We start from the raw sequence: 24,130 nt of genomic DNA on the forward strand, positions 1-24,130 counted from the left end.
ACAAAGAGTTCAGATTATTTTAAAAAAATTTATCGGAGGTGGCTAAATGCCGTTGTTAGATAGTTTTACTGTCGATCACACCCGGATGGAAGCTCCCGCAGTCCGGGTTGCAAAAACGATGAATACCCCGCATGGCGACGCAATCACCGTGTTTGATCTACGTTTCTGCATTCCGAACAAAGAAGTGATGCCTGAGAAAGGTATCCATACGCTGGAGCACCTGTTTGCAGGTTTTATGCGTAACCACCTCAACGGTGACGGCGTTGAAATTATCGATATCTCTCCGATGGGATGCCGTACCGGCTTTTACATGAGCCTGATTGGTACGCCGGACGAGCAGCGTGTTGCCGATGCATGGAAAGCGGCGATGGCGGACGTGCTGAAAGTGCAGGATCAGAATCAGATCCCGGAACTGAACGTTTACCAGTGCGGTACGTATCAGATGCACTCTCTTAGCGAAGCACAGGATATCGCGCGTCATATTCTGGAGCATGGTGTGCGCGTGAACAGCAATGAAGAGCTGGCGTTGCCGAAAGAGAAACTGCAGGAATTGCATATTTAGTCTTATTAATTAGCTGTTCTTGTATTGAAATCAACCCCGGCTTATCACCGGGGTTTTTTATTTCGCTATATAATCCAGAGCTATTATATTTACGACGGGAATATAATCTCGCTCAATTAATTCATAACCTGCTAAATAATAAAATGTGATCTGGCAGGCAGAAAATAATGGATAATTAACGATGCCATCTCACACCGATCACATAAATAAAAAAACATAAATAATTAATAGAAAAACATAATGGAATACGCCAGGTATCCAGGTAATAAAAAGACTCTTTTCATTGCTGGTGGATGGGGTTTTTATCAAATCTTATCTGGTATACATTAAACTTTAGGGATAAAAAATGAAGGTGAAATATTTAGCGCTTGTGGTCGGCGCTTGCTTTTCGCATAACCTTTGGGCAGCAAATACCACTATTGAACAGCGTCTTGCCGAGCTGGAGCAGCGCGTGATTAAGGCCGAACAGCGAGCCGCAGATGCTGAGTCGCAAATTCGCTCGCTGAAGCAGCAGCAAGTAGCCGCAGCGCCGACGGTGCAAGTACAGTCTGCTGAACCCACCGCCTCTACGGAAAATCCACCCAAGTTAACGCTATCCGGTTTTAGCGATATTAAGTTCTATGGCGACGTTGAGTTTAACATGGATGCGGCAAGCCGCTCTGGTAGTCTGACATCAACCCGAACCTCGGCAAATAAAGATTGGGCACCTGGAACGAATGAACGTTGGGATATCAACGGGCGTCTGCTATTGGGGTTTGATGGCTACCAACGACTGAATAACGGTAATTTTGCCGGATTCTCGGTTCAACCTCTGGCAGACCTGACCGGAAAAATGAACCTCGATGATGCGGTGTTCTTTTTTGGTCAGGAAAAAGACTGGAAAATTAAGGTGGGACGTTTTGAAGCGTACGATATGTTCCCGCTGAATCAGGATACGTTTATTGAATATTCAGGTAATACGGCGAATGACCTTTACAGTGATGGCTATGGCTATATTTATATGATGAAAGAGGGGCGTGGACGTAGCGACAGCGGCGGTAATTTCCTGATCAGTAAAACCATCGATAACTGGTATTTTGAAGTGAATACATTGATGGAAAATGGCAGTACGCTCTATACCGAGAAGCAGTACCACGGAATGGACTTAACCAATGATAAAAACGTGGCTTACGTGCGCCCGGTGATCGCCTGGCAAAACGGGCGTTTCTCTACGGCGGTGGCGATGGAAAGTAACGTCGTCAATAATGCCTACGGCTATTATGAGAACGGGAAGTGGATCGATCAGTCCGATCGTACGGGGTATGGTTTTACCATGACCTGGGACGGACAAAAAACCGATCCGGAAGATGGCGCGGTGATTAACCTGAATACTGCTTATATGGACGCGACCGATGAGACCGATTTTACCGCTGGGGTGAACGCGTTGTGGCATCGATTCGAACTGGGCTATATCTATGCGCATAACAATATTGATGCTTTCAATGCCGCTAACCTGGGGGCCGTTTGCGAGGAAGACTGCTGGATCACCGATCCGGGCAGCTATGACATTCACACCATTCATGCCTCATACTTATTCCCTAACGTAATGAATATGAAAAACTTTAATATCTATCTCGGTGCTTATGCCTCATGGGTTGAGGCCGATCCGAACAGTGGCGACAATAGTGAAGATGCACGTTACGGCGGACGCCTGAGATTCAAATATTATTTCTGATGCTGGCCACAATAAAAAAGGGATCCGCAGATCCCTTTTTTTCAGATAGTTAGTGCGCGCCACCGCCGCCGCCGCCCGCGCCGAAGGGGGGTTTAGCGAACCACACCAGACCAAGCAGAACCAGGAAGATCCCCGCCGACATCCAGAAGATTTCGTTGGCTGAAATAATCAGACCCTGATTAGTGATTTGCTGGGCTATCCATCCTGACGCTTGCTGGTGCGTCATCCCTAAATCCTGCAGCTTGTCGTACATTGCCTGAGCATTTGGGTTGTAGGGATTAACGGATTCCGTTAGCTGCGCATGATGCAGCGACTCACGGTTAGTCCACATCGTTGTTGTAATCGATGTACCAATAGAGCCGGCCAGCGTTCGCGTAAAGTTAGACAAGCTCGATGCAGCCGCCAAACGCTCAGGCGGTAAGCCGGACAGCGTGATGGTCGTCAGTGGCATAAAGAAGCAGGCTACCGCGAAACCCTGAATAAACTGCGGCCAGGCCGATGCGCCAAAGTCCATACCCGGTTCGAACGTCCACGCGCGCCAGTAGAAACAGACGGCGTACATAATAAAACTGAATGTCACCAACCGACGCATATCCAGCTTGTGCGCAAAGCGGCCGATAATTGGCGACAGGATCACCGGAATGATCCCTACCGGCGCGGACGCCAGACCGGCCCAGGTTGCCGTATAGCCGTAAACCTCCTGCAATAGCTGCGGCAGCAGGACGATGGCGCCGAAGTAGAGCATATAGGCCAGGCTGATACACAGACAGCCGATGGTAAAGTTGCGCGACTTAAACAGCGAGAGATCGACAATGGGGTGCTCGTCGGTAAGCTCCCAGACGATCAGGAAGCTGATAGCCACCACGGCGACCACCGTCAGGAGAATAATCTCCTGAGAGGCAAACCAGTCCAGCTCTTTGCCACGGTCGAGCATAATCTGCAAACTACCGATACCAATGACCAGCAGTGCCAGACCAATGGCGTCGATGCGCCGCTGCTCGGTTTTTGTTTCCCGACCACGCAGTGTTTGCAGGGTCATCAACACCACTACAGCACCGATTGGCACGTTGATGAAAAATATCCAGCCCCAGTGATAGTTGTCGCTGATGTAACCCCCAAGAATAGGGCCACATATTGGGGCAACGATCACCGTCATCGACCACAGCGCCAGGGCGATGGAACGTTTGGCGGGAGGATAGTTATTCAGTAACAGGCTTTGTGACAGCGGAATCAATGGACCAGCGACAATCCCTTGGATCACGCGGAAGAAAATCAGCATGTTCAGGCTGGTGGACATCCCACATGCCCATGATGCAATGACGAAGGCAGTCGTTGACCATATGAATAGTCTTACTTCACCAAAGCGCTTTGCCAGCCAGCCGGTGATCGGAATTGAGATAGCGTTTGCCACCCCAAATGAGGTGATCACCCAGGTTCCCTGGCTCAGTGAAGAGCCAAGGTTCCCGGCGATAGTGGGGATCGCCACGTTAGCAATGGTGGAGTCCAGCACCTGCATGAATGTCGCCAGGGATAGCGCGATCGTCATAATGACGAGCTGCGCGCCTTCCAGCGGTTTTTGCTGTTGCATCACACGCACCTTTGAATTAGCCCGCGTTGGCCCGCACGATCTCTTCGATCATCTTATTGACCGGAGCAAGGTTGATTTCACGTGCATTACTTTCTGATACCGGCGTGGTGCGGACCTGGCTTGCCAGAATTTGTCCGTCACGATTGGAAGTATCCACCGTAACCAGCGTAGACAAACCGATCCGCAGTGGATGCTGTGCCAACTGCTGCTCATCCAGTTCGATACGTACCGGCAGACGCTGGACGACTTTGATCCAGTTACCGGTCGCGTTTTGGGCCGGCAGCAGTGAAAAGGCGCTCCCCGTCCCCATATCGAGGCCGACAACTTTACCGGTATATTTCACGTCATCGCCATAAATATCGGTGACAACCGTCGCGGGTTGACCAATACGAATATGGGCGAGCTGTGTTTCTTTAAAGTTGGCATCCACCCACAGGTTAGTGGCCGGGACAACCGCCATCAATGGCGTTGTTGGGCTAATCTGTGCCCCTGGCTGTACGGCACGGCGGGATACATAGCCGGTCATAGGGCTGACGATTCTGGTACGTTCCAGCGCCAGCCAGGCATCGCGCACTTCGGTGGCGGCCTGTTGTACGGCGGGTTGATCTTCCAGCTTGCTACCGAGAATCATTGCCTGGTTAGCATTATACTGCTGGATAGCGACATCAAGCTGAGCCTGAGCGCTGGCAACGGCATCACGCGCATGTTGCAGCTCTTCGCGGCCAATCAGGTTGGCGTTGCCCAGCGGGACACGACGATTAAAGTCGCTTTGTGCCTGCGCCAGCGCGGTTCTCTGCACCTCAATGCTGGCCTGTAACTGCTTGCTGTTGATCATCAACTGGTGCGTCTGACGCACGCTGGAAGCCAGCGCAGTTTTGGCTTTTTCAAATGCCTGTTTGGCATCAGTCTGGTCGAGGGTGACCAGCACATCGCCTTCTTTAACAAAATCAGTGTTATCAGCCCAGACTTTTGTCACGCTGCCTGATACCTGCGCCATGATTTGAACCTGATTCCCTGCCACGTACGCATCGTCTGTATCTTCGTAATGACGCAGTACTAAAAACCAATAAATCCCATATGCCACTGCAATGATAATAAAGAGCAAGGTCAAAAGGAGAAGCATACTTTTACGTTTGCCATTCTTCTTGACCGGTTGCTGCGGGGGTTGAGTCTCCGCATTTGCGCTCATGTTGTTCTCCACGATCTTCTTTTTATCACATCGGCTGAGCCGACCTGTTTATCAGACAGGCCAGCAGTATGCGTGCTGGCCTGTCGGTTTTTTCATTTATAAATCTGGATTTCTGAGCGAGTCGACGCCTTAGCGCAGCGCTTCTAACACCGCGCCATCCTGCTCCATCTGATCAAGACGGGTCAGAAGTTTACGGGTAATTTGCTCAAGCTGATCTTTTTCGGTGGTGCTAAGAGATGACCAGAGCTGGTGCAGGCAGTTATGCTGAGGCGGTAACACCTCCTGCAAAAATGCATGGCCTTTCTCGGTCAATTGCAGATGCAGACAGCGGCGATCGTTATCGCTTTCACGACGTTCGATCCAGCCACGTTTTTCTAACTCATCCGCGATGCGGGTGGCGTTAGTACGTGACGATCCAAGCGCGCAACTCAGTTCAGAAGGCTGAATACTGTGGTTTTCCTGAGACTCCAGCGTAATTAACGCCATAAACAATGTCTCGTTAATCCCTTGAGCTTTCAGCATCTTATTGCGGTTTTCCAGCAGCTTGCCTTGCATGTGCATGCAGAGACGGGTCAGAAGCACTTCCTGATAAGGGAACTCTTCGTAGCGGCTGGCGCGAAATTTTAGCATTTGTTCAATGGGCGTAAACGAACTATCCATTTGGGTATAACCTCATTAATTTCAGCCGATATAGTAACGACAGTGACAAATAAAGTAAATGTATTATTTATTTAAAATGATTTTTTTTATCTATAATCCAACCAGCATTTTCCAGGCTAATCCATAGCCCAGAGCACTCAGTAACGTTGGAATGATGATGCTGCGGGTCTTATAGAAGCTTGCGCCCAGTATGACAAACCCCACCAGTGTAGGCACAAACCGACGAGTGTCGTGCATCACTTCCGGTGCGGTAGACACCACCAGCAGGGCGCAAATTGATGCAATGCCAATGGTGTCGAGTAATATCCCCATCGCGCCACGCTTCGCCGGGCGAACATTCCCCACGCCAAGACGAAGCGGCAAATAGCGGAAACAGTAGTTAACACAGCCGACCAGCAGGCCAAGCAGCAGAACCTCATAGCTCATCAGGACCTCCCTGCCAAAATGACTGGATGAGTGCGGTCAGACATCCGCAGACAATGCCTGAAAGGATAGCTGCTGGAATGGAAAACAGCGTAACGCCAGCTAACGCCCCGGCCAGTGCAGCAGTTACGCAGAGCGCCTGTTGACGCTGGAAAGAGGCGAGCAGGAAGCTCATGAACAGTGCCGGGAGCATGAAGCCTAACGCCGCCTCAACCGCCGGGTAATCCTTGAGTAAACCGCTGCCGGAAAACGCGCCGATCACCGTACCAAACACCCAGGAGGCCCAGGAGCATAGCGCAATACCGATCATCCAGTTTTCACTCCAGCGCCGGTTATCCCGTACCAGCTTCGCCGTTGCGGCAGCAAAGACTTCATCGGTGAGGCCAAAAGCCCATAGTGCGCTTTTGGGCTTGCTCAGTCGCTGAGCGATGCGGCTGCGCAGGGAAGGGCCATACAAAATATGACGGACGTCCATCGCCATAACAGTAAGGGCCGCGACCCACAGTGAACTGCCAGCGGCGAGCATCGTGGTGATGACAAACTGGCTGGCTCCAGCATAGATAATGCAGGAGAAAAAGACGCTTTCAACGGGACTAAAGCCAAGACGAGTGGCACTAAGACCAAAAGCAAAAGCGACTGGAATATAGCTGATGACTATCGGCAGGCTATCTTTGAAACCTTCAGTTAGCGTTGCAGAACTGGGTTCAGGTTGGGGAACAGGGCTTTCCATAGGGCTATAGGCTTCATTACCGAAATTAATATAACTTGGTTCAATGAGTTATAACCTTAGCAGACTGATGGGCTCCTTAACACCCTGCGGAGCCCAATCAACGGTAAACATGCGCTATACGCTTAATTTACGGCTTCCTGGCGGTGAAAACCTCGCCACCAGACTAACAGGTTGAGTATGGCAACGGTCATACCGGCCAGACAAACGCCAGCCCACCCGGCGTGCTGCCAGGCAGAAGCTGAAATCAGCGAACCGGCCGCCCCGCCGATAAAATAGCTGGTCATGTATCCGGCGGTCAGGCGATTACGTGCGTCTGGGTGAATGCGATAGATAACCGTCTGGTTGGTGATATGTACACCCTGAACGGTGAGATCCAGTACCAGGATGCCGATAATCAGCATGGGTACGGAACTATGCCCCAACCAGATGGCCCACCAGGAGAGCAGCAGTAATAACAAACCTGCAGTGGTGGTGAGATGCGATTTTCCCTTATCGGCAAAACCACCCGCCGGACGCGCACCTAACGCTCCGGCAGCGCCAGCCAGGCCAAACAGTCCGATGGTGCCTTCGGAATAGTTAAACGGCGGTGCGGCGAGCAAAAACGCCATTGAGGTCCAGAGAATACTGAAATTAGCAAAGGTCAGGCAGCCCAGCATCGCGCGGGTACGCAGCAATTTATCATGGGTAAACAGACTGAATACGGAGCCTAACAGCTGTGGATAGTTAAGATGAGTCTCTGATTTCATCTTTGGCAGGCCGCGCCAGAGCGCAATCGCCATCAGCGCCATTAATACCGATGCGACCCAAAATACGGTACGCCAGCCGCCAAGATTAGCCAGTAATCCCGCTACGGTGCGCGCCAGCAGAATGCCCAACAGCAAGCCGCTCATAATTGTGCCGACAACCTTACCGCGCTTGTCCGGCGTCGCAAGCGTTGCCGCCAGCGGAACCAAAATTTGTGCCACGACGGAGAACAACCCGGTCAGAGCGGTGCCGAGGATCAGCATGGCCAACGACTGGCTGCTGGCGGTAATCAGCATGCCGCCTGCCGCTAACAGTGTCATAGAAACGATCAGCATTCGACGCTCAAACATATCGCCAAGCGGTACTAAAAACAGCAGGCCGGCGGCATAGCCAAGTTGGGCTGCGGTGACGATAAACCCTGCAGTACTGGCAGATAGCGAAAAGTTACGCGCAATGGTGTCGAGCAGCGGCTGTGCATAATAGTTACTGGCGACGGCAAGGCCGGTGGCGATAGACATTAACAGGATTAGCGAAGGGCTAAGTCCCTGAGTGGTTTTCGTCATGGTTTTCAACTGAATAATGGATTGCAGAAAACAATCATAACGGAAGTGATTAAATGTTGCTGATTTGTTGGGTGATGGATTGTGCGGTTTAGAGGAGATAGAGGGAAGCAGGCCGGATATGCCTTAGCGTATCCGGCACTCAGGCGATGTTATTTCTGCGCAGCCAGCGCTTCATTCACCCAGCCGTCGAACTGTTGCTGGTGGGCTTTGATCCAGCCGTCAACGTGACCCTGTACGTCAGCTTCCGAGGCTTTCCCATCATGCATCATCGCGTTCTGCGCGTTAATATCTGCCAGCGGCAGCTTCATGATAGCGAACAGTTTCGCGGCGGCCGGGTTTTTCTCCGCCCAGGCTTTATTGGCGACGATATGCATCGTGTTCACCGGGAAGCCGTAGTTGGCACCGTTTGGCAGTTTGGTATCAATGCCTTTCTGTTCGCCTGGCAGGGAAGAGAACGGCACCTGCAGCCAGACCACATCTTTACCCGGTTTCATCACGTCGCTTACCCAGTAAGGTGTCCAGGTGTAGTAAAGAATGGGTTTGCCTTCTTTAAAACGCGTAATGGTGTCGGCCATCATCGCCGCATAGTTCCCGTGACTGACCTCGACGGTTTTTTCCAGATCGAAGGCTTTGTTCTGGTGGTTAATAACCGCTTCACAGCCCCAGCCCGGTGAGCAGCCCATCATGTCTGCTTTTCCGTCGCCGTTGGTGTCAAAGATTTTGGCGATCTTCGGATCTTTTAACTGGGCGATGTTGGTGATTTTGTACTGCTCAGCGGTTTTTTTATCGATCAGGTAACCCTGTGCCGCCCCCGTAACGAATACCCCCTCGCGATAAAACTTTTTATCTCCGCCCGCCGCGGCGTACATATCATCATGCAGCGGCTGCCAGTTCACAGCGGTAAACGTTGCATCGCTAGAGGCAATGGAGGTATAGCCGACGTTGTAGTCAACTTCGCTGGTTTTGTTAACGGTATAACCCAGCTTCTCCAGCGCGCGGGCGACCAGCTGCGTCTGGAAAGATTCTTCAGAGATAGTGCTCTGGATTGGCTGTACGGTGATGCCTTTGCCCGGCAGGTCAGAAGCGAAAGCGCTGGTGGAGACAAGGGTGGCAAACGCTGTGGCAATAATGATTTTCTGTCGCATCGTTGTTCCTTATTGCACTTCATCCTCCAAGCCGCCTCTTTGTTGGCTGCACTCATGCACCCCAGTCATGTACTACTTGTACGCTCCCGGGGATACATTCGTTTGCCGCCGCGATGCAACTTGAACGATTTTGCGCAAGTTAATGAATTGTAGGCCCGGTAAGCCATGCGCTACCGGGCAACGGGTGAATTACTTCGTGAAAGGGCGAGTGATAAGCCCAACGGGACCTGTGGTGTACCAGCGGCGGTTACCACGGCTACGCGAGTCGCGACCGACGGCCTGCGTCAGGCGGTCGAGAATGATGGCGAGGATCACAATCCCAACTCCGCCAACGGTGGCAAGCCCCATATCCAGACGACCGATGCCGCGCAGAACCATCTGACCCAGTCCGCCGACGGCAATCATCGATGCGATGACGACCATTGAGAGCGCCAGCATCAGCGTCTGGTTAACCCCGGCCATAATGGTGGGCATTGCCAGCGGGAGCTGCACTTTAAACAGCATCTGGCGCGGGCTGGCACCAAACGAGCGTGAGGCTTCAATCAGATCGGCTGGCACCTGGTTAATCCCCAGAATGGTCAGACGCACAATTGGCGGCAGGGCGAAGATAATCGTCACCACCACGCCCGGGACGTTACCAATACCGAACAGCATGACAATCGGCACCAGATAGACGAACGCAGGTGTGGTTTGCATCGCATCCAGCAGCGGGCGAACAATTTTTGCCGCCCGAGGGCTACGTGCTAACCAGATCCCCATCGGCAGACCGATCACCACGCAGAACAGCAGCGCAGTCAGCACCAGTGCCAGGGTTATCATGGCCTGCGACCACGCGCCGATGGCACCGATTGCAATCAATGAAATCAGCGTAGCAATGCCCATTCCAACGCCGGAAATCTGCCAGGCAATCAAGGCGAACAGGATAATCGCCGCCGGGGCTGGCATACCTAACAGCAGCTGTTGAAAGCCGTTGAGAATGTAATCCACCGGGACACGAATGCCCTGGAAGACCGGACGGAAATGAGTAACAACCCAGTCGATCCCCTCAGTGACCCAGCTATCGAGCGGGATCAGCGTTTTATGGAACGGATCCATAATATTGAAATGCTCTGGCGCCGGCGCGGGGGCGCTGGTCAGCCAGTCCGCGCCACTGCCGTCAGCGGGCGCACCGGATGGCGTACTCCAGGCATCGGCAGTTTGTGCGGCGCTGTCAGTCGCTGGTGTGGTATCCCACGGATTAGTTTGATCAGCCATTGTTTACCCCCTCACGATCTAAAGCCTGTAACAGCATGCGTTTTGAAATGACGCCCACATACTGCTGTTCCTCATCAACAACCGGCACCGCGCACGGGGCCTGGCCGACATGAGAAAGCAACTCGCTGAGAGGAGTTTGTGCATCGACGGCTAGCGGCTCATCGATCAATGCCGCTTCAATACCTTGCGCCTGACTTAACGCTGTTTTTAATGAGTCGATAGAGACAACACCGACGAATTTGTTGCCTCGCTCGATCACATAACCATATTCGCGATCTTTGTCCTGCAATAATTGCAGCGCAGAACGTGGGCCCACCCCGGGCGTTTTTCGAATTAAACCCTCGGGGCTACGGCGCGATATATCTTTCGCACTGAAGACCTGGCTAATATCAACGCCACGGAAGAAGGTGCGGACATAATCATTGGCCGGATTATTCAGAATTTCATCTGGCGTACCGACCTGCACCACTTCACCGTTTTGCATAATGGCAATTCTGTCGCCAATACGCATGGCTTCGTCGAGGTCGTGCGAAATAAAGACCACGGTACGTTGATGCTTCGACTGCAGTTTTACTAGTTCATCCTGCATCTCTGTACGAATTAAAGGATCGAGTGCTGAGAAAGCCTCATCCATTAATAAGATGTCAGGATTAATGGCTAACGCACGGGCAAGTCCCACACGCTGGCGCATCCCTCCGGAGAGTTCATCCGGGTATCCGTGAGCGTAATTCTCCAGACCAACCTGACGTAGCGCATCTAAGGCTTTTTCACGACGTTCATCGGCGCCAACACCGGCTAATTCCATACCGAATGCCGTATTGTCCAGAACCGTCATGTGCGGCATCAGGGCAAAGGACTGGAAGACCATCGCAATCTTTTTTCTGCGCACCTCGCGAAGCTCGGCATCGGATATCCGGGCGATGTCTACACCGTCAATCAATACCTGTCCGCGGGTGGGTTCAATCAGGCGATTGAGAAGGCGTACCATTGTGGATTTACCCGAACCAGATAATCCCATGATGACAAATATCTCGCCTTCTTCAATGGCCAGACTGGCGTTCTTAACGCCAAGCGATAGCCCTGTTTTATCCAGAATCTGCTCTTTTGAAAGTCCTTTTTCAATATATTTGAAGGCTCTCTGCGGATGCTCTCCAAATATCTTATAGAGATTTTTAACTTCTAATTTAATTGCCATGCAATAGAATGATTCCTGTTATTTGTTTATATCGATATATTACCTGATGGAAATAGTGACCTTTTTCTACCCTAACATACTGAGAATCTGAGACAACCCTGAATTTGGCTGTGGCACGAATATTGCCGAAGGCCAGGTGGCGGGATTTCCCATGATATAAGGGCTGAACGCGAATGTGAGTTGCTTGATATTTTTTGTAAATGGCAAGGGAAAAACGCCTGAATTGATGAAATGCAGGCGAATAATGCGGCTGGTATTGAGTGTAGATCACACAATTATATTTGCGCGATAAAAGTGTGATCCTGTTAAAATATTTCCGCGAAAATTGTACGGAATTTCCCGCGAAAATGAGTGCTAGAAATTCCAGTCGTCGTCTTCAGTTTCGACCGCTTTTCCCATCACGTAAGATGAGCCAGAACCCGAGAAGAAATCGTGGTTTTCGTCAGCGTTAGGCGATAGTGCGGCAAGGATTGCCGGATTGACCTCCGCCATTTCTGGCGGGAATAATGCCTCATATCCCAAATTCATTAATGCCTTATTGGCGTTGTAACAAAGGAAGGCTTTGACGTCATCTACCCAACCGGTCTTTGCATACAATTCTTCCGTATAGCGCGCTTCGTTATCATACAATTCCATCAACAGGTCGAAGGCAAAATTCTTTAACTCCTCACGTGCGGATTCGGAAATATGTTCCAGACCTTTTTGAAATTTATAACCAATGTAATACCCATGAACGGCTTCATCACGAATGATCAGACGAATAAGATCGGCAGTATTGGTCAATTTGCCGCGGCTGGAAAAATACATCGGCAACCAGAAACCGGAATAGAACAGGAAAGATTCCAGAAACACGCTGGCAATTTTCTTCTTCAGCGGTTCGTCGCTGGCGTAATGTGCCAAAACGATCTGTGCTTTGCGCTGGAGTGGGGGACTTTCTTCACTCCAGGCGTAAGCCGCATCCACATCTTTGGTCTGGCACAGGGTGGAAAAAATAGAGCTGTAGGAACGGGCGTGCACCGCTTCCATAAAACTGATATTCGACAGCACCGCCTCTTCATGCGGTGTTAATGAATCTGCCATTAATGCTGGCGCGCCGGCAATATTCTGAATGGTGTCGAGCAGCGTCAGCCCGGTAAAAACGCGGATCGTCAGTTGCTGTTCAGCAGCGTTCAACGTTTGCCAGGCCGGGATATCATTGGAAAGCGGAACTTTTTCCGGTAGCCAGAAGTTACTGGTCAGGCGATTCCAGACTTCGAGATCTTTATTATCCTCAATCTTGTTCCAGTTGATGGCGCTAACGCGGGATAATGTCATTTTGTTCTCCTTACAGCGCGCATGACACGCAGCCTTCTATTTCGGTCCCTTCCAGCGCCAACTGACGTAGTCGGATGTAGTACAGCGATTTGATGCCCTTACGCCAGGCGTAAATCTGCGCTTTGTTGATATCGCGCGTAGTGGCGGTATCGGGGAAAAAGAGCGTCAGTGAAAGCCCCTGATCGACATGGCGCGTTGCCTCAGCGTAGGTATCGATGATTTTTTGCGGACCAATCTCCCAGGCATCCTGATACAAGGCCAGATTTTCATTGGTCATGAACGGGGCAGGGTAGTAAACGCGCCCGGTTTTGCCCTCTTTACGAATCTCCACTTTCGACACAATCGGATGAATGCTTGACGTGGCATGGTTGATGTAGGAGATAGAACCAGTGGGCGGAACCGCCTGTAAATTCTGGTTATAAATACCGTAGCGCATCACATCTTCACGCAGTTGCGCCCACATCTCGCGCGTCGGTAGCGTAATGCCGCTGGCGGCAAACAGTGTGCGGACCTTGTCGGTTTTTGGCTGCCAGTCGCCCTGCAGATACTGGCTAAAATACTCGCCGCTGGCGTAGCGGGACTGCTGGAATCCGGCAAAGGTTTTACCGCGCTCGCGGGCGAGCTTCATCGATGTATTCAATGCATGCCAGGTGATGGTGTAGAAATAGAGATTGGTGAAATCCAGTCCTTCCGGCGAACCATAGGCAATCCCTTCCCGCGCCAGATACCCGTGCAGGTTCATCTGCCCAAGGCCAATCGCGTGCGACGCGCTGTTTCCTGCTTCAATCGAGGGTACGCTGCGAATATGGCTCATGTCCGAAACGGCGGTTAAGCCGCGAACAGCTGTCTCCACGGTGCGGCCAAAGTCGGGTGAATCCATGGTATGGGCAATGTTCAACGAGCCGAGATTGCAGGAGATATCATGCCCTGTATGCGCGTAATTGAGGTTTTCATCGTAGGTGGAGGCGCTGTTAACCTGCAAAATCTCTGAGCACAGATTGCTCATATTGATCCGACCGGCAATTGGATTGGCACGATTCACCGTGTCTTCAAACATGATGTATGGGTAGCCTGACTCGAACTGGATCTCTGCCAGCCGCTGGAAGAAATCGCGGGCGTTAATGTATTTTTTGCGTACGCGTTCGTCGGCGACCAGTTCGTCATACCGTTCACTCACGGCGATATCACCGAACGGTTTGCCGTAAATGCGTTCCACGTCATACGGTGAAAACAGCGCCATCCGGGCATTTTCTTTCGCCAACCGGAAGGTGATGTCGGGGATTACCACGCCAAGCGAGAGCGTTTTGATACGGATTTTTTCGTCGGCGTTTTCACGTTTAGTATCTAGAAAACGCAAAATATCCGGATGGTGCGCGTGCAGGTACACCGCGCCCGCGCCCTGACGCGCACCGAGCTGATTTGCATAAGAAAACGCATCTTCCAGCATTTTCATGACCGGGATCACCCCGGAGGACTGGTTCTCAATGCGTTTAATGGGCGCACCCGCCTCGCGCAGGTTAGAGAGCAAAAAAGCCACGCCGCCGCCGCGTTTGGAGAGCTGCAGCGCCGAGTTGACCGCGCGTCCGATTGACTCCATGTTGTCTTCAATACGTAACAGGAAACAGGAGACCAGCTCGCCGCGTTGCTGTTTACCGCAGTTTAAAAAGGTTGGCGTGGCGGGCTGAAAGCGCCCGGAGAGCATTTCATCGGTCAGTTGCGTCGCAAGCGCTTCATCGCCCTGCGCCAGAGTGAGCGCCACCATCGTCACCCGATCCTCAAAGTCTTCCAGATAGCGCTTACCGTCGAACGTTTTCAGCGTATAGCTGGTGTAGAACTTCCATGCGCCGAGGAATGTCTGAAAACGGAATCCACTGGCGTGGGCGTGGTCAAATAGCTTCAGCACAAACGCGCGATTGTAGCGGCTTAACACGCTGGCATCGTAGTAGCCTTCATCCACCAACGTTTCGAGACGCGCCTGCTGGCTGGCAAACGCCACCGAATTGGGGCGGACGTGGGCGGCAAAGAAAGCCTCCACCGCCTGATGGTCTTTGTCGAACTGAATGCGCCCGGCTTTATCGTACAGATTCAGCATGGCGTTCAGGGCGTGATAATCCAGCGTCTGCTGCATTACACGTTCTGCGGTTGTCGTTGCCAAAATTCGCTCACTCCTTTTCGAACGTTGTTGATATCGCTTTGGGTGCCCATTAGCTCAAAACGATAAAGCCACGGCACGCCGCATTTTTGTGAAATGACATCACCCGCGCGACCGTAGGCATCACCGAAATTGCGGTTGCCGGAGGCGATCACGCCACGGATTAACGCCCGGTTGTGCGTATCGTTTAAAAAGCGGATCACCTGTCTCGGAACAGCGCCAGCCGTGCCGCCACCACCATAGGACGGCACGATTAAAATGTAAGGTTCGTCTACCCGGATCCGCCCGCGTTCATTAAGCGGGATGCGAATGGCAGGCATCCCCAGACGCTGCATAAAGCGGTGCGTATTTTCGGAGCTGCTGGAAAAGTAGACGAGTTGACTCATGCGCTGACCACTTGAGGTTCAGGACGCAGACGGTTGATCATATCCGGGCGAAATCCTGACCAACTGGTTTCCCCTGCGACCACGACCGGTAGCTGGCGAAAGCCTTGAGCGCGCAAGCTATCAGCCTGGTCGGGCTGTAAATCGACGTTCACCATCTCAAAGTCGAGGCCACGGCTTTCCATCGCTTTCTTGGTGGCGTGGCACTGAACACAGTTATTGCGAGTGTAAATAACAATGAGCATGATTCGTATTTCCATTGAAGGGTGAAAGAATGACGCGACAGACAGCGTCAGGTTGTGTGCATCTTGATACAGATGATACTAGATGTAGTTTTAAAAATATTCAACCATACAAGATATGGGAATTTTAGGTTGATTAGGGCATGAGTGAGGAGTGTGGCGGGGAAGAAGATTGTTGCCGGACAGAGCTATCCGGCAACCGATAAATCACATGCGCATTCCCACAGCCAGGCGGTTAAAGCAGTTCATCAGGCTAATGGCAAACGTCAGGTCGCTAATTTCTTTCGCGCTAAAATGGTCGAGCAGCGGCAGATAAACATCATCTCCGGCATGGGTGCTGGCGATATCGGTGACGGATTCGGCCCACGCCAGCGCCGCACGTTCCTGCTCGCTGAAGTGGTGACTCACCCGCCAGCCTGCCAGCGCGTCCAGTTTAGCCTGCGCAACGCCTGCTTTGCGCAGCGCTTTACTGTGCATTTCCAGACAAAAGGCGCAGCCGTTGATTTGCGAGACCCGCAGGTAAATCAGTTCCGTCAGCGTAGGTTCCAGCGCGCAGTTCTCCAGCGCTTTGCTTGCCTGAACCAGAGCGTTATAGATTTCAGGACTGAGTTCATAATAGGGCTGGCGTAACATGGTCATGGTATTTCTCCTCGTTTGGATAACCCGCAATGTAGCACTATAATGGACTACTACAGAGAGCCATATTGTTGCAAAAAAAGCAGACCATAAATGCCGCGCTATCAACAAATCGCCCGCCAGTTAAAAAATGCCATTGAGACAGGTGAACTCAAACCAGGCACAAGATTGCCCTCCAGCCGGACGTGGTCCCAGGAACTGGGGGTTTCGCGTTCGACGGTGGAACATGCCTATGCCGAGCTGGTGGCTCAGGGCTGGCTCGCGCGGCGAGGACAGGCAGGAACATTTGTCAGTGAGCAATTGCGCCTGGAAAAGGCACCTGCGTCTCCCGCGATCTTCGCCGGAGAAAACCCCAGACCGCAAGCTTTTCAGATGGGATTACCCGCACTCGATCTCTTCCCACGTGACGTCTGGGCGCGAGTGATGGGTCGGCGTTTACGCACCCAAACGCGTTTTGATCTCGCGGTGGGCGATGTTTGCGGCGAACGCGCGTTACGTCAGGCGATTGTGGATTATCTGCGCGTTTCACGCAGCATTGAGTGCCAGCCGGAGCAGATTTTTATTACGTCAGGCTATGCGGCATCAGTAACGTTAATTCTGCGCGCTCTGTCTCAACCTGGTGAGGGAATGTGGGTCGAAGATCCCGGCTTTCCGCTGATTCGGCCCGTGGTGGCTCAGGAACAGATTGAGCTGATGCCGGTGGCGGTGGATAGCGATGGTCTGGATGTCTGCGCTGGGATCCGCGACTTTCCACAGGCGCGTTTTGCCATGCTCACACCCGCACACCAAAGCCCGCTGGGTGTGGCCCTGTCATTAGACCGTCGCCATCGGTTGCTGGAGTGGGCGGCTCGCGAACAGGCGTGGATTATTGAAGATGATTACGACAGTGAATTTCGCTACCACGGTAAGCCGTTACCGCCACTTAAAAGTCTGGATGCGCCCCAGCGAGTGATTTATGCCGGCACGTTCAGTAAATCGATGTTTCCGGCGTTGCGCACGGCATGGTTGGTGGTCCCTCTGACTCAGGTCGAACGTTTTCGTCAGCAGGCGGCGCTAACGGCCTGTAGCGTTCCGGTTTTATGGCAGCAAACGCTGGCGGATTTTATGCAAGATGGTCATTTCTGGCGGCACTTAAAACGCATGCGCCAGCATTATACCGAGCGGCGTCAGTGGATGGAGAACGCCCTGACTGAACAAGGATTCAGCGTCATTCCTCAGGAAGGGGGGATCCAACTGGTGATGACCGTAGAGGGAGATGATGTTGCGTTAGTGCGCAAAGCGAATCAGGCCGGGCTTGCGGTTCAGGCGTTGAGCCGTTGGCGAATAACTTCGGCTGGAAAGGGGGGGATCTTGCTGTCGTTTACCAACATCAGCTCGGTTGTAATGGCGCAACAGGCGGCAAATCAACTGCGGCTGGCACTGACATAATCTGTAGGGTTCTTACGATATTCGTCCCACCCTGGTCACTCGTTTATGGACTTTTCTGAAAGCGTTGCTAATGCTGAATCAGGTAAGGTAAGCCCGCAGTAAAAGATAACGAGGAAAATAATATGTATTTACGACCTGATGAGGTGGCGCGCGTACTTGAAAAAGTGGGCTTTACCGTTGATGTAGTGACTCAGAAAACGTATGGCTATCGTCGTGGCGAAAATTATGTGTACGTTAACCGTGAAGCACGCATGGGACGTACCGCATTAATTATCCATCCCACGCTAAAAGAGCGAAGCTCTTCGCTGGCAGAACCTGCGACGGATATTAAAACCTGCGATCATTACCAACAATTTCCACTGTATTTAGCCGGTGAGACACACGAACACTATGGTATTCCGCACGGCTTTAGCTCGCGAATTGCGTTGGAGCGTTATCTGAGTGGGTTGTTTGGCGACGTTAGCTCAAACTAATAATGCGACTGGCAGGGCCAGTCGCGAAGAGACCTGTCAGGCTTTAGCCTGGTGATAGCTGCTGACCTTAAACAGGCGGCGACAATAATCAAGAAAGTAGCCATAGACCGCGCCCATCAGCATTGATACCACGATATTCGAACTGACTGCAGCCGTAATCTGGTGCCAGTCTGCGCCAACCGTCAACAGAATAATCACATACACTGGCGACTGGAAGGTGACATAAGCCAGCACGTCCGCCAGATTTTTCCCCCACCCAGCCTGCGTGGTTTTGCGTGCCGCGCGCATAAATAAATCGCGGTACATGCCGTATGGCCACGCGATCAGTATGTTAATGGGGATAGCAACGAGTCTGGAGTACAGGGACTGTTCGAAGCTCATTCCTGAAAGGAATATTTCGATCAACATGTTCACGACAGAACAATAAACAACCATCGCGAACGTGTCTGCTACTGCATGACGCAAGCGTGACTGCGGAGAGAACATGTTAATGCTCCTTGTAAAAAGAGAAAAAAAGGTTTTGAATACCTTTCTGCTAGTGATTTGTCTTGCTGCATTCGCGTTTGAATAGGATATCTGGCTGGATAATAACTATCAACTAGCTTAAAATTTTTATTTATTACCTTTTTGTCGATAAAATGCTCTGTAATGGTGTGTTTTTTGTTCGTTTTGGTGTTTTCGTTGCTGGGTTAAGAAAAAATGTTTTAGATCAACTGGTTATGGTTATTTGTTTTTATGAATTTTTTGCGCTCCTTTTCTGAATGTTGACCAATGTTCAATATATCTACTCGTCGATTCTGCGCGATAGTGTGGCCTGGTTATCAAGTGACGCATCGAGATACCTTGAAGGTATATTTATCGTGGCTATCAGAGGAACGGAAATATTATATAGATAATATAAAAATTGATGCCATAAATACCTGTGTTGGCTTTTTGTTTTATAACATACGAATAAATTAGACTGGAAATATAATAGGTAGTTGCATACAATATTTAGCGTAATACCATTTTTATGTTTTACGTTAAAGAGGTTTTGTTAATATGAGTTCAATGTTAAAAAACTTAAATAATATCCGCTCGCTGCGAGCAATGGCTCGAGAATTTTCTGTTGAAGTGCTGGAAGATATGCTTGAAAAATTCAGAGTTGTGACCAAAGAACGGCGCGATGAAGAAGAACAGCTACAGCGCCAACGTGCAGAACAGCAGGAAAAAATTAATACCTTGCTGGCGCTGATGCAGGCAGACGGGATCAATCCGGAAGAGCTGCTGAGCATAACGTCTGTGACGGCACGTTCAGTTAAAAAACGTCAGCCGCGCCCGGCGAAATATCGTTTTACCGATCTCAATGGTGAAACAAAAACATGGACTGGACAAGGTCGCACACCGAAGCCAATTGCCGAGGCGCTGGCTGCCGGTAAATCGCTTGATGACTTTTTGATCTAATTATGAATGCGGTGAGGGTGTCCTCACCGCTTATTTTCAGCAAACGCCGAAATCACCTTCTTCGGTATATCGCGTCACATCAGCCGCTTTCAGCGTGAATTTCTCACCGCTTTCATTACTGGCTTGTACCGCCACAATTTGATCGTCATTGACTTCGACAACTTTCAGTTTGGGGCCGCCCATGCGCGGTTGAACCAGATCGCCAGGTTGAAACATAGTGCACTCCTTTATTTATCGCAGAACTCACCATAGATCACGTCAATCGGCGGGTACAGCGCTGTTTCAAGGTTTACCGCTTAATGAGTACGTCGGTTCCAGGGCATGATGTCCAGTAATCGTGCCATGCCGCAAAAGCCGGTCACACCAGCGAGTATCAGCCCCGCGCCGACAAAACCGCTCAGCAGGAAGAAGGCGCTATTGACGGCGTAACCCAGTATGACGCCGAACAGGGCAAGGCTACCTGCGGCTATCTGCACCTGACGCATCAGCGGTAACGGTTGTGAACTGTCTTTTGCCACCGGCAAACCTGCAGATTTCCAGCCGTCAATTCCGCCCTCCAACAACCAGACCTGCGCAGGAGCGGCAAGAGCACTCAGTTTTGTCGCCGCGTTTTGTGTACGTTTGCCAGACTGACAGTGAAAGATAATCTTTTCGGCGCGGAGATTCGCAGGCAACGCCCCATGCTCGAGCGTCGATAACGGGGCCAGATGCGCCTCAGGGATATGTTCGTGCAGATACTCGTCAGCATCGCGGATATCAATCAGTTTTGCGCCTTGTGCGACCAGCGTCTGCGCTTCGCGTGGGGAAATCGTCCCAATAGTCATGATGGCTCCTTATGGGCAATAAAGTGTCTTTAATGTGGCGATCAGCGAATTCACGGCCGCATTTTTGATGGAGTACAGGATGCGCTGGGCATCGCGTTGGCTGTCTATCAGGCCTTCTTCTCGCATACGTGCCAGGTGCTGCGAAGTGGCGGAGGGACTGAGGCCGGTAATACGGGCTAACTCGCCCGCGCTGGTACCGGGCGAACCGCAGAGCATGCACAAAATCAGCAACCGCTTCGGGTTACTCATCGCTTTGAGCAGAGCGGCAGCCTGTTCCGCGCTGGCCTGGAGTTGTTCAAGTTCTGTCATATGTATTTAAGCATAATCTAAATTAAGTAAATTCTAAAATAAAAAATCAACCTACGCCAGCGTCAAAAGCGTAAAAGAGGGTAAAACAACAGGGCGAGACGGGAGGAGTTAGCTACACTGATTAGTCTTAGAGATAAAATCTCTTTTTAAACAATGGTTAATTTTTTGCTTGTAGGGAGTATGTATGGGTTTCTGGAGAATCGTTTTTACTATTATTTTGCCTCCGCTCGGCGTGCTGCTGGGTAAAGGATTCGGTTGGGCTTTTATTCTCAATATCGTTCTGACGCTGCTGGGCTACATCCCAGGTCTGATCCACGCCTTCTGGATACAGACGCGTAACTAATTCCCCTTCTACAACGGCGCTTTGGCGCCGTTTTCGTTGTGCTCCTTTCTCCTCTGCTACACTTTTCAGGTTGATTGTTTATTATCGAGGTGGATATGGGTCTCTTCAATTTTGTAAAAGATGCGGGTGAGAAACTGTGGGATGCGGTCACTGGAAATCATGACACAGCCGATCTGGCAAAAAAAGTGCAGGAACACCTGAATAAAACCGGTATTCCAGATGCGGATAAAGTGGACGTCCAAATTAACGAAGGCAAAGCCACCGTTTCTGGCGATGGATTAAGTCAGGAGGCGAAAGAAAAAATCCTGATAGCGATTGGTAATATCTCTGGTATTGCCAGTGTCGACGACCAGGTTAAAACCTCTGCGCCCGCGAGTGAAAGCCAGTTTTATACCGTGAAATCGGGGGATACCCTGAGCGCTATTGCCAAACAGGTTTACGGCAACGCTAATCTGTATAATCAAATATTTGAAGCAAATAAACCGATGCTGAAAAGCCCGGATAAAATTTATCCCGGGCAGGTTTTACGTATTCCGCAACAATAATAATGTTCAGGTTTATTGCGTCAGCAATTTGCCGGACATCGCCTGTTGAATAATCGGAATCGGCGTCAGCAGGTGCTGACGCATTAATTCGCTGGCTCGCGGGGCATCGCGTGCCAGAATTGCTTCGATCAGCGTTTGGTGCTGATCGTGTTTATCTTCCAACATCTCAACCGACAGCACCGTTTTTCGCAGCCAGATAAACCGGTAGCGCGCCGCCAAATCGAACAGTCGTTCGCGCATTTGCAGCAAATATTGTGAACCGCAGCCGGAGACAATCGCTGAGTGAAACGCCTGATGGCGCTGATCCCACTCGTCGAGCATCTGTTCACTGGCGTCAATCGCTTCAAGCTTAGCGAGCATATGCGCCCGCGCCAGAATTTCAGCTTCCCAGGCATCGTCGCCGCGTTCAATCGCCAGCGCGACCAGCATGGCCTCCATATTGGCGCGGGCATCGAAAATATCGAGCAACTCCTGCTCGGACATTGGGGCGACACGATATCCTTTCTGATTGACCACCGTGACCAGCCGCTCGGCAACCAGTTGCGAAAGCGCTTCGCGTAGCGGTCCCACGCCAAGATCATAACGCGAGGTCAGCAGGCTCATACGCAGTTTTTCATCAGGCTGATACACACCGCGGATGATGTCGTTCTTCAGCCAGCGGTATCCATCAATGGCCGTCGGTTGGTGAATGGCGGTCATGGTTTCACTCCTGAACGGATTTCCCGGCCTGAGCCGGGAACAGGTTTAATGCGTATTTTGCAATGGTGCTTTTTGCCACGATAGCAGTTTTTTCCAGCGCGACATAATGGGCACGGTACAAATAATTCCTATGGCTAACAACCCGGTAGAGATAACTTCCAGCTGTTGTGCCGGGCGAAACAGCATTACCACCAGCACAAAGATAATAAACGCGATCACCAGCCAGGTTAGCCACGGATAAAGCCACATTTTCAGTTTGATTTCACCACCTCGCGCCAGCAGGATTTTACGCATCCGCAGTTGGGAAATCGCAATCACCAGATACACCAACAGTGCGATGGCGCCGGAGCTGTCGATCAGGAATTTGAATACTTTGGCCGGGGCATAATAGTTGACGACCACAGTGAGAAAGGCGGCACCTGTCGACAGTAACACTGCAACATAAGGCGTTTTACTGCGGTTTGTTTTGCCCATAAAAGCGGGTGCATCGCCGCGACGACTCAGGGAGTAGAGCATGCGTGATGAGGTATACAGTGCGGAGTTCAGACAACTAGTCACCGACAACAAAATGACGCAGTCCATGATCAGCTTCGCATGTGGGATATGCAGTAACTCCAGCACCGAACGATAAGAGCCCACTTCTTTCAGTCCCGGCATGTTCCATGGGATCAGCGCCACTACCACGAAAATAGAGCACAGATAGAAGATGGAGATACGCCAGATAACCGAGTTGGTGGCGCGGACGATGTGTTTATCCGGGGTATCGGATTCGGCGGCGGCGATAGTGACAATTTCCGCGCCCATAAAGGAGAACATGGTGATCAGCATCGCGCTGAGCACAGCGCCGAAACCGTTGGGCATGAAGCCGCCATGATCCCACAGGCGCGAAACCCCACTGACTTCGGCATAAGGGTAGAAACCGCTAATCGCCACCGCACCGAGGGTTATAAACGCCAGAATGGCAATCACTTTGCACAGCGCCAGCCAGAACTCGAACTCACCATAATTTTTGACGCTCAGCAAATTACTGCCGGTTAATGCCAGCGTGATAACCAGAGAAAACAGCCAGATAGGGATGCCCGGGACCCAGGAGTGAAGAATAATGGCGGCAATATTCGCTTCCAGTGGGATCACCAACACCCAGAACCACCAGTACAACCAACCGATGGTATAACCTGCCCACGGGCCGATGGCCTTATCGGCATAGGTAGAAAACGATCCGGTATCCGGGGTGGCGACGGCCATTTCGGCCAGCATACGCATAATCATCACCACCAGTAACCCAGCGAACAGGTACGCTAATAGCACTGCGGGACCGGCTTCTGCTATCGCCACGCTTGAACCGACAAATAAACTTGCGCCGATAACTCCGGCAATAGACAGCATGGTAACGTGGCGTGATTTCAGCCCGCCCCCTAAATCATGTGATTGTGACACTTGCCCCATCGTTTAAACCTCTCGAAAGTATTGCACTTGGGAGAGCACCCCGGCATTCCCGCGCCGGGGCACGCGTATTATTGTTATTGATTTGTTTGCCGGATAAGGCGCATTTGCATCGCCATCCGGCTCGGA

General features: G+C 51.4%; 27 protein-coding genes. 7 read left to right on the forward strand and 20 right to left on the reverse strand.

The window, feature by feature from the left end; all coding sequences use genetic code 11:
- The first annotated feature begins 46 nt into the window (after nucleotides 1-46).
- Nucleotides 47-562, forward strand: a complete 516-nt coding sequence (gene luxS / locus NMD08_RS06070; RefSeq protein ID WP_370619758.1) for an S-ribosylhomocysteine lyase — start codon at nucleotides 47-49, stop codon at nucleotides 560-562.
- A gap of 346 nt (nucleotides 563-908) precedes the next feature.
- Complete coding sequence (locus NMD08_RS06075) at nucleotides 909-2,276, forward strand: carbohydrate porin (protein ID WP_151218181.1); 1,368 nt, start codon at nucleotides 909-911, stop codon at nucleotides 2,274-2,276.
- A 49-nt stretch (nucleotides 2,277-2,325) separates the two neighbouring features.
- On the opposite strand, the gene emrB is transcribed toward NMD08_RS06075, so the two are convergent.
- From emrB to NMD08_RS06145, 14 genes are all read right to left on the reverse strand, one after another.
- Nucleotides 2,326-3,864 carry a multidrug efflux MFS transporter permease subunit EmrB gene (emrB, locus tag NMD08_RS06080; RefSeq protein WP_151218180.1) on the reverse strand — a complete coding sequence of 513 codons (1,539 nt, stop codon included), beginning with the start codon at nucleotides 3,862-3,864 and terminating at the stop codon, nucleotides 2,326-2,328.
- A 16-nt stretch (nucleotides 3,865-3,880) separates the two neighbouring features.
- Nucleotides 3,881-5,053, reverse strand: coding sequence for a multidrug efflux MFS transporter periplasmic adaptor subunit EmrA (emrA, locus tag NMD08_RS06085; RefSeq protein WP_370619761.1), 1,173 nt, complete (start codon nucleotides 5,051-5,053; stop codon nucleotides 3,881-3,883).
- 129 nt (nucleotides 5,054-5,182) lie between these two features.
- Complete coding sequence (emrR, locus tag NMD08_RS06090) at nucleotides 5,183-5,713, reverse strand: multidrug efflux transporter EmrAB transcriptional repressor EmrR (protein WP_003037300.1); 531 nt, start codon at nucleotides 5,711-5,713, stop codon at nucleotides 5,183-5,185.
- Between the two features lie 90 nt (nucleotides 5,714-5,803).
- Nucleotides 5,804-6,139, reverse strand: coding sequence for an L-valine transporter subunit YgaH (ygaH, locus tag NMD08_RS06095; RefSeq protein ID WP_151218178.1), 336 nt, complete (start codon nucleotides 6,137-6,139; stop codon nucleotides 5,804-5,806).
- Nucleotides 6,129-6,866 carry an AzlC family ABC transporter permease gene (locus NMD08_RS06100; protein WP_151218177.1) on the reverse strand — a complete coding sequence of 246 codons (738 nt, stop codon included), beginning with the start codon at nucleotides 6,864-6,866 and terminating at the stop codon, nucleotides 6,129-6,131. Before NMD08_RS06100 ends, ygaH begins: the two co-directional genes overlap by 11 nt.
- 122 nt (nucleotides 6,867-6,988) lie before the next feature.
- The gene (locus tag NMD08_RS06105) at nucleotides 6,989-8,173 is read right to left on the reverse strand and encodes an MFS transporter (protein ID WP_187253094.1); all 1,185 of its coding nucleotides are present in this window, start codon (nucleotides 8,171-8,173) and stop codon (nucleotides 6,989-6,991) included.
- A gap of 149 nt (nucleotides 8,174-8,322) precedes the next feature.
- Entirely contained in the window at nucleotides 8,323-9,318 is a 996-nt protein-coding gene (proX, locus tag NMD08_RS06110; RefSeq protein ID WP_370619763.1) for a glycine betaine/L-proline ABC transporter substrate-binding protein ProX, read from the reverse strand.
- A gap of 189 nt (nucleotides 9,319-9,507) precedes the next feature.
- Complete coding sequence (proW, locus tag NMD08_RS06115) at nucleotides 9,508-10,572, reverse strand: glycine betaine/L-proline ABC transporter permease ProW (RefSeq protein ID WP_252838671.1); 1,065 nt, start codon at nucleotides 10,570-10,572, stop codon at nucleotides 9,508-9,510.
- Entirely contained in the window at nucleotides 10,565-11,767 is a 1,203-nt protein-coding gene (gene proV / locus NMD08_RS06120; RefSeq protein ID WP_151218173.1) for a glycine betaine/L-proline ABC transporter ATP-binding protein ProV, read from the reverse strand. The genes proW and proV overlap by 8 nt, the downstream gene beginning before the upstream one ends.
- A gap of 354 nt (nucleotides 11,768-12,121) precedes the next feature.
- Nucleotides 12,122-13,081, reverse strand: coding sequence for a class 1b ribonucleoside-diphosphate reductase subunit beta (nrdF, locus tag NMD08_RS06125; RefSeq protein ID WP_151218172.1), 960 nt, complete (start codon nucleotides 13,079-13,081; stop codon nucleotides 12,122-12,124).
- 10 nt (nucleotides 13,082-13,091) lie between these two features.
- Nucleotides 13,092-15,236: a class 1b ribonucleoside-diphosphate reductase subunit alpha gene (gene nrdE / locus NMD08_RS06130; RefSeq protein WP_187258896.1), complete on the reverse strand. Its 2,145-nt coding sequence runs from the start codon at nucleotides 15,234-15,236 to the stop codon at nucleotides 13,092-13,094.
- Entirely contained in the window at nucleotides 15,209-15,619 is a 411-nt protein-coding gene (gene nrdI / locus NMD08_RS06135) for a class Ib ribonucleoside-diphosphate reductase assembly flavoprotein NrdI (RefSeq protein WP_370619766.1), read from the reverse strand. Before nrdI ends, nrdE begins: the two co-directional genes overlap by 28 nt.
- Nucleotides 15,616-15,861 (reverse strand): glutaredoxin-like protein NrdH, encoded by a 246-nt coding sequence (gene nrdH, locus NMD08_RS06140; RefSeq protein WP_151218170.1) that lies wholly within the window; start codon nucleotides 15,859-15,861, stop codon nucleotides 15,616-15,618. Before nrdH ends, nrdI begins: the two co-directional genes overlap by 4 nt.
- Nucleotides 15,862-16,065: 204 nt before the next feature.
- The gene (locus NMD08_RS06145) at nucleotides 16,066-16,497 is read right to left on the reverse strand and encodes a carboxymuconolactone decarboxylase family protein (RefSeq protein WP_151218169.1); all 432 of its coding nucleotides are present in this window, start codon (nucleotides 16,495-16,497) and stop codon (nucleotides 16,066-16,068) included.
- Between the two features lie 90 nt (nucleotides 16,498-16,587).
- Here NMD08_RS06145 and NMD08_RS06150 point away from each other — a divergent pair, with 90 nt between their 5' ends.
- Entirely contained in the window at nucleotides 16,588-17,922 is a 1,335-nt protein-coding gene (locus tag NMD08_RS06150) for a PLP-dependent aminotransferase family protein (protein WP_278238484.1), read from the forward strand.
- 122 nt (nucleotides 17,923-18,044) lie between these two features.
- On the forward strand, nucleotides 18,045-18,395 hold the full coding sequence (locus tag NMD08_RS06155) for a DUF2002 family protein (protein ID WP_061068432.1): 351 nt from the start codon (nucleotides 18,045-18,047) through the stop codon (nucleotides 18,393-18,395).
- Nucleotides 18,396-18,431: 36 nt separating this feature from the next.
- Here the strand turns inward: NMD08_RS06155 and alaE are convergent, their stop codons facing one another.
- Nucleotides 18,432-18,881 (reverse strand): L-alanine exporter AlaE, encoded by a 450-nt coding sequence (gene alaE / locus NMD08_RS06160; protein ID WP_151218168.1) that lies wholly within the window; start codon nucleotides 18,879-18,881, stop codon nucleotides 18,432-18,434.
- Nucleotides 18,882-19,436: 555 nt separating this feature from the next.
- Between alaE and stpA the strand changes: the two genes are divergently transcribed.
- A complete protein-coding gene (gene stpA, locus NMD08_RS06165) occupies nucleotides 19,437-19,838 on the forward strand; it encodes a DNA-binding protein StpA (protein WP_187253087.1) in 402 nt (133 codons plus the stop codon).
- A 36-nt stretch (nucleotides 19,839-19,874) separates the two neighbouring features.
- Here stpA and NMD08_RS06170 read toward each other — a convergent pair whose 3' ends face one another.
- The 3 genes from NMD08_RS06170 to NMD08_RS06180 form a co-directional block, all read right to left on the reverse strand.
- Nucleotides 19,875-20,054: a hypothetical protein gene (locus tag NMD08_RS06170; protein WP_151218167.1), complete on the reverse strand. Its 180-nt coding sequence runs from the start codon at nucleotides 20,052-20,054 to the stop codon at nucleotides 19,875-19,877.
- Nucleotides 20,055-20,134: 80 nt separating this feature from the next.
- Nucleotides 20,135-20,662 (reverse strand): rhodanese family protein, encoded by a 528-nt coding sequence (locus tag NMD08_RS06175; protein ID WP_151218166.1) that lies wholly within the window; start codon nucleotides 20,660-20,662, stop codon nucleotides 20,135-20,137.
- Between the two features lie 9 nt (nucleotides 20,663-20,671).
- The gene (locus NMD08_RS06180) at nucleotides 20,672-20,971 is read right to left on the reverse strand and encodes a helix-turn-helix transcriptional regulator (RefSeq protein ID WP_137346398.1); all 300 of its coding nucleotides are present in this window, start codon (nucleotides 20,969-20,971) and stop codon (nucleotides 20,672-20,674) included.
- 184 nt (nucleotides 20,972-21,155) lie between these two features.
- Here NMD08_RS06180 and NMD08_RS06185 point away from each other — a divergent pair, with 184 nt between their 5' ends.
- Both NMD08_RS06185 and lysM read left to right on the forward strand, forming a co-directional pair.
- On the forward strand, nucleotides 21,156-21,314 hold the full coding sequence (locus tag NMD08_RS06185) for a YqaE/Pmp3 family membrane protein (protein ID WP_003037242.1): 159 nt from the start codon (nucleotides 21,156-21,158) through the stop codon (nucleotides 21,312-21,314).
- Nucleotides 21,315-21,409: 95 nt separating this feature from the next.
- Nucleotides 21,410-21,859: a peptidoglycan-binding protein LysM gene (gene lysM, locus NMD08_RS06190; RefSeq protein ID WP_137376263.1), complete on the forward strand. Its 450-nt coding sequence runs from the start codon at nucleotides 21,410-21,412 to the stop codon at nucleotides 21,857-21,859.
- Between the two features lie 12 nt (nucleotides 21,860-21,871).
- Here the strand turns inward: lysM and csiR are convergent, their stop codons facing one another.
- On the reverse strand, nucleotides 21,872-22,558 hold the full coding sequence (csiR, locus tag NMD08_RS06195; RefSeq protein ID WP_151218165.1) for a DNA-binding transcriptional regulator CsiR: 687 nt from the start codon (nucleotides 22,556-22,558) through the stop codon (nucleotides 21,872-21,874).
- Between the two features lie 45 nt (nucleotides 22,559-22,603).
- Nucleotides 22,604-24,004, reverse strand: coding sequence for a GABA permease (gabP, locus tag NMD08_RS06200; RefSeq protein WP_187253086.1), 1,401 nt, complete (start codon nucleotides 24,002-24,004; stop codon nucleotides 22,604-22,606).
- Nucleotides 24,005-24,130 lie beyond the last annotated feature (126 nt).

Origin of the sequence: Citrobacter meridianamericanus (assembly GCF_041320245.1) — a bacterium.
GTDB classification, from domain to species: Bacteria; Pseudomonadota; Gammaproteobacteria; order Enterobacterales; family Enterobacteriaceae; genus Citrobacter; species Citrobacter meridianamericanus.

What these genes read in the sequence shown, in the direction of transcription:
- luxS (WP_370619758.1), top strand. Translation starts at nt 47, where the DNA reads ATGCCGTTGTTAGATAGTTTTACTGTCGATCACACCCGGATGGAAGCT.
- NMD08_RS06075 (WP_151218181.1), top strand. Translation starts at nt 909, where the DNA reads ATGAAGGTGAAATATTTAGCGCTTGTGGTCGGCGCTTGCTTTTCGCAT.
- emrB (WP_151218180.1), bottom strand. Translation starts at nt 3,864, where the DNA reads ATGCAACAGCAAAAACCGCTGGAAGGCGCGCAGCTCGTCATTATGACG.
- emrA (WP_370619761.1), bottom strand. Translation starts at nt 5,053, where the DNA reads ATGAGCGCAAATGCGGAGACTCAACCCCCGCAGCAACCGGTCAAGAAG.
- emrR (WP_003037300.1), bottom strand. Translation starts at nt 5,713, where the DNA reads ATGGATAGTTCGTTTACGCCCATTGAACAAATGCTAAAATTTCGCGCC.
- ygaH (WP_151218178.1), bottom strand. Translation starts at nt 6,139, where the DNA reads ATGAGCTATGAGGTTCTGCTGCTTGGCCTGCTGGTCGGCTGTGTTAAC.
- NMD08_RS06100 (WP_151218177.1), bottom strand. Translation starts at nt 6,866, where the DNA reads ATGGAAAGCCCTGTTCCCCAACCTGAACCCAGTTCTGCAACGCTAACT.
- NMD08_RS06105 (WP_187253094.1), bottom strand. Translation starts at nt 8,173, where the DNA reads ATGACGAAAACCACTCAGGGACTTAGCCCTTCGCTAATCCTGTTAATG.
- proX (WP_370619763.1), bottom strand. Translation starts at nt 9,318, where the DNA reads ATGCGACAGAAAATCATTATTGCCACAGCGTTTGCCACCCTTGTCTCC.
- proW (WP_252838671.1), bottom strand. Translation starts at nt 10,572, where the DNA reads ATGGCTGATCAAACTAATCCGTGGGATACCACACCAGCGACTGACAGC.
- proV (WP_151218173.1), bottom strand. Translation starts at nt 11,767, where the DNA reads ATGGCAATTAAATTAGAAGTTAAAAATCTCTATAAGATATTTGGAGAG.
- nrdF (WP_151218172.1), bottom strand. Translation starts at nt 13,081, where the DNA reads ATGACATTATCCCGCGTTAGCGCCATCAACTGGAACAAGATTGAGGAT.
- nrdI (WP_370619766.1), bottom strand. Translation starts at nt 15,619, where the DNA reads ATGAGTCAACTCGTCTACTTTTCCAGCAGCTCCGAAAATACGCACCGC.
- nrdH (WP_151218170.1), bottom strand. Translation starts at nt 15,861, where the DNA reads ATGCTCATTGTTATTTACACTCGCAATAACTGTGTTCAGTGCCACGCC.
- NMD08_RS06145 (WP_151218169.1), bottom strand. Translation starts at nt 16,497, where the DNA reads ATGACCATGTTACGCCAGCCCTATTATGAACTCAGTCCTGAAATCTAT.
- NMD08_RS06150 (WP_278238484.1), top strand. Translation starts at nt 16,588, where the DNA reads ATGCCGCGCTATCAACAAATCGCCCGCCAGTTAAAAAATGCCATTGAG.
- NMD08_RS06155 (WP_061068432.1), top strand. Translation starts at nt 18,045, where the DNA reads ATGTATTTACGACCTGATGAGGTGGCGCGCGTACTTGAAAAAGTGGGC.
- alaE (WP_151218168.1), bottom strand. Translation starts at nt 18,881, where the DNA reads ATGTTCTCTCCGCAGTCACGCTTGCGTCATGCAGTAGCAGACACGTTC.
- stpA (WP_187253087.1), top strand. Translation starts at nt 19,437, where the DNA reads ATGAGTTCAATGTTAAAAAACTTAAATAATATCCGCTCGCTGCGAGCA.
- NMD08_RS06170 (WP_151218167.1), bottom strand. Translation starts at nt 20,054, where the DNA reads ATGTTTCAACCTGGCGATCTGGTTCAACCGCGCATGGGCGGCCCCAAA.
- NMD08_RS06175 (WP_151218166.1), bottom strand. Translation starts at nt 20,662, where the DNA reads ATGACTATTGGGACGATTTCCCCACGCGAAGCGCAGACGCTGGTCGCA.
- NMD08_RS06180 (WP_137346398.1), bottom strand. Translation starts at nt 20,971, where the DNA reads ATGACAGAACTTGAACAACTCCAGGCCAGCGCGGAACAGGCTGCCGCT.
- NMD08_RS06185 (WP_003037242.1), top strand. Translation starts at nt 21,156, where the DNA reads ATGGGTTTCTGGAGAATCGTTTTTACTATTATTTTGCCTCCGCTCGGC.
- lysM (WP_137376263.1), top strand. Translation starts at nt 21,410, where the DNA reads ATGGGTCTCTTCAATTTTGTAAAAGATGCGGGTGAGAAACTGTGGGAT.
- csiR (WP_151218165.1), bottom strand. Translation starts at nt 22,558, where the DNA reads ATGACCGCCATTCACCAACCGACGGCCATTGATGGATACCGCTGGCTG.
- gabP (WP_187253086.1), bottom strand. Translation starts at nt 24,004, where the DNA reads ATGGGGCAAGTGTCACAATCACATGATTTAGGGGGCGGGCTGAAATCA.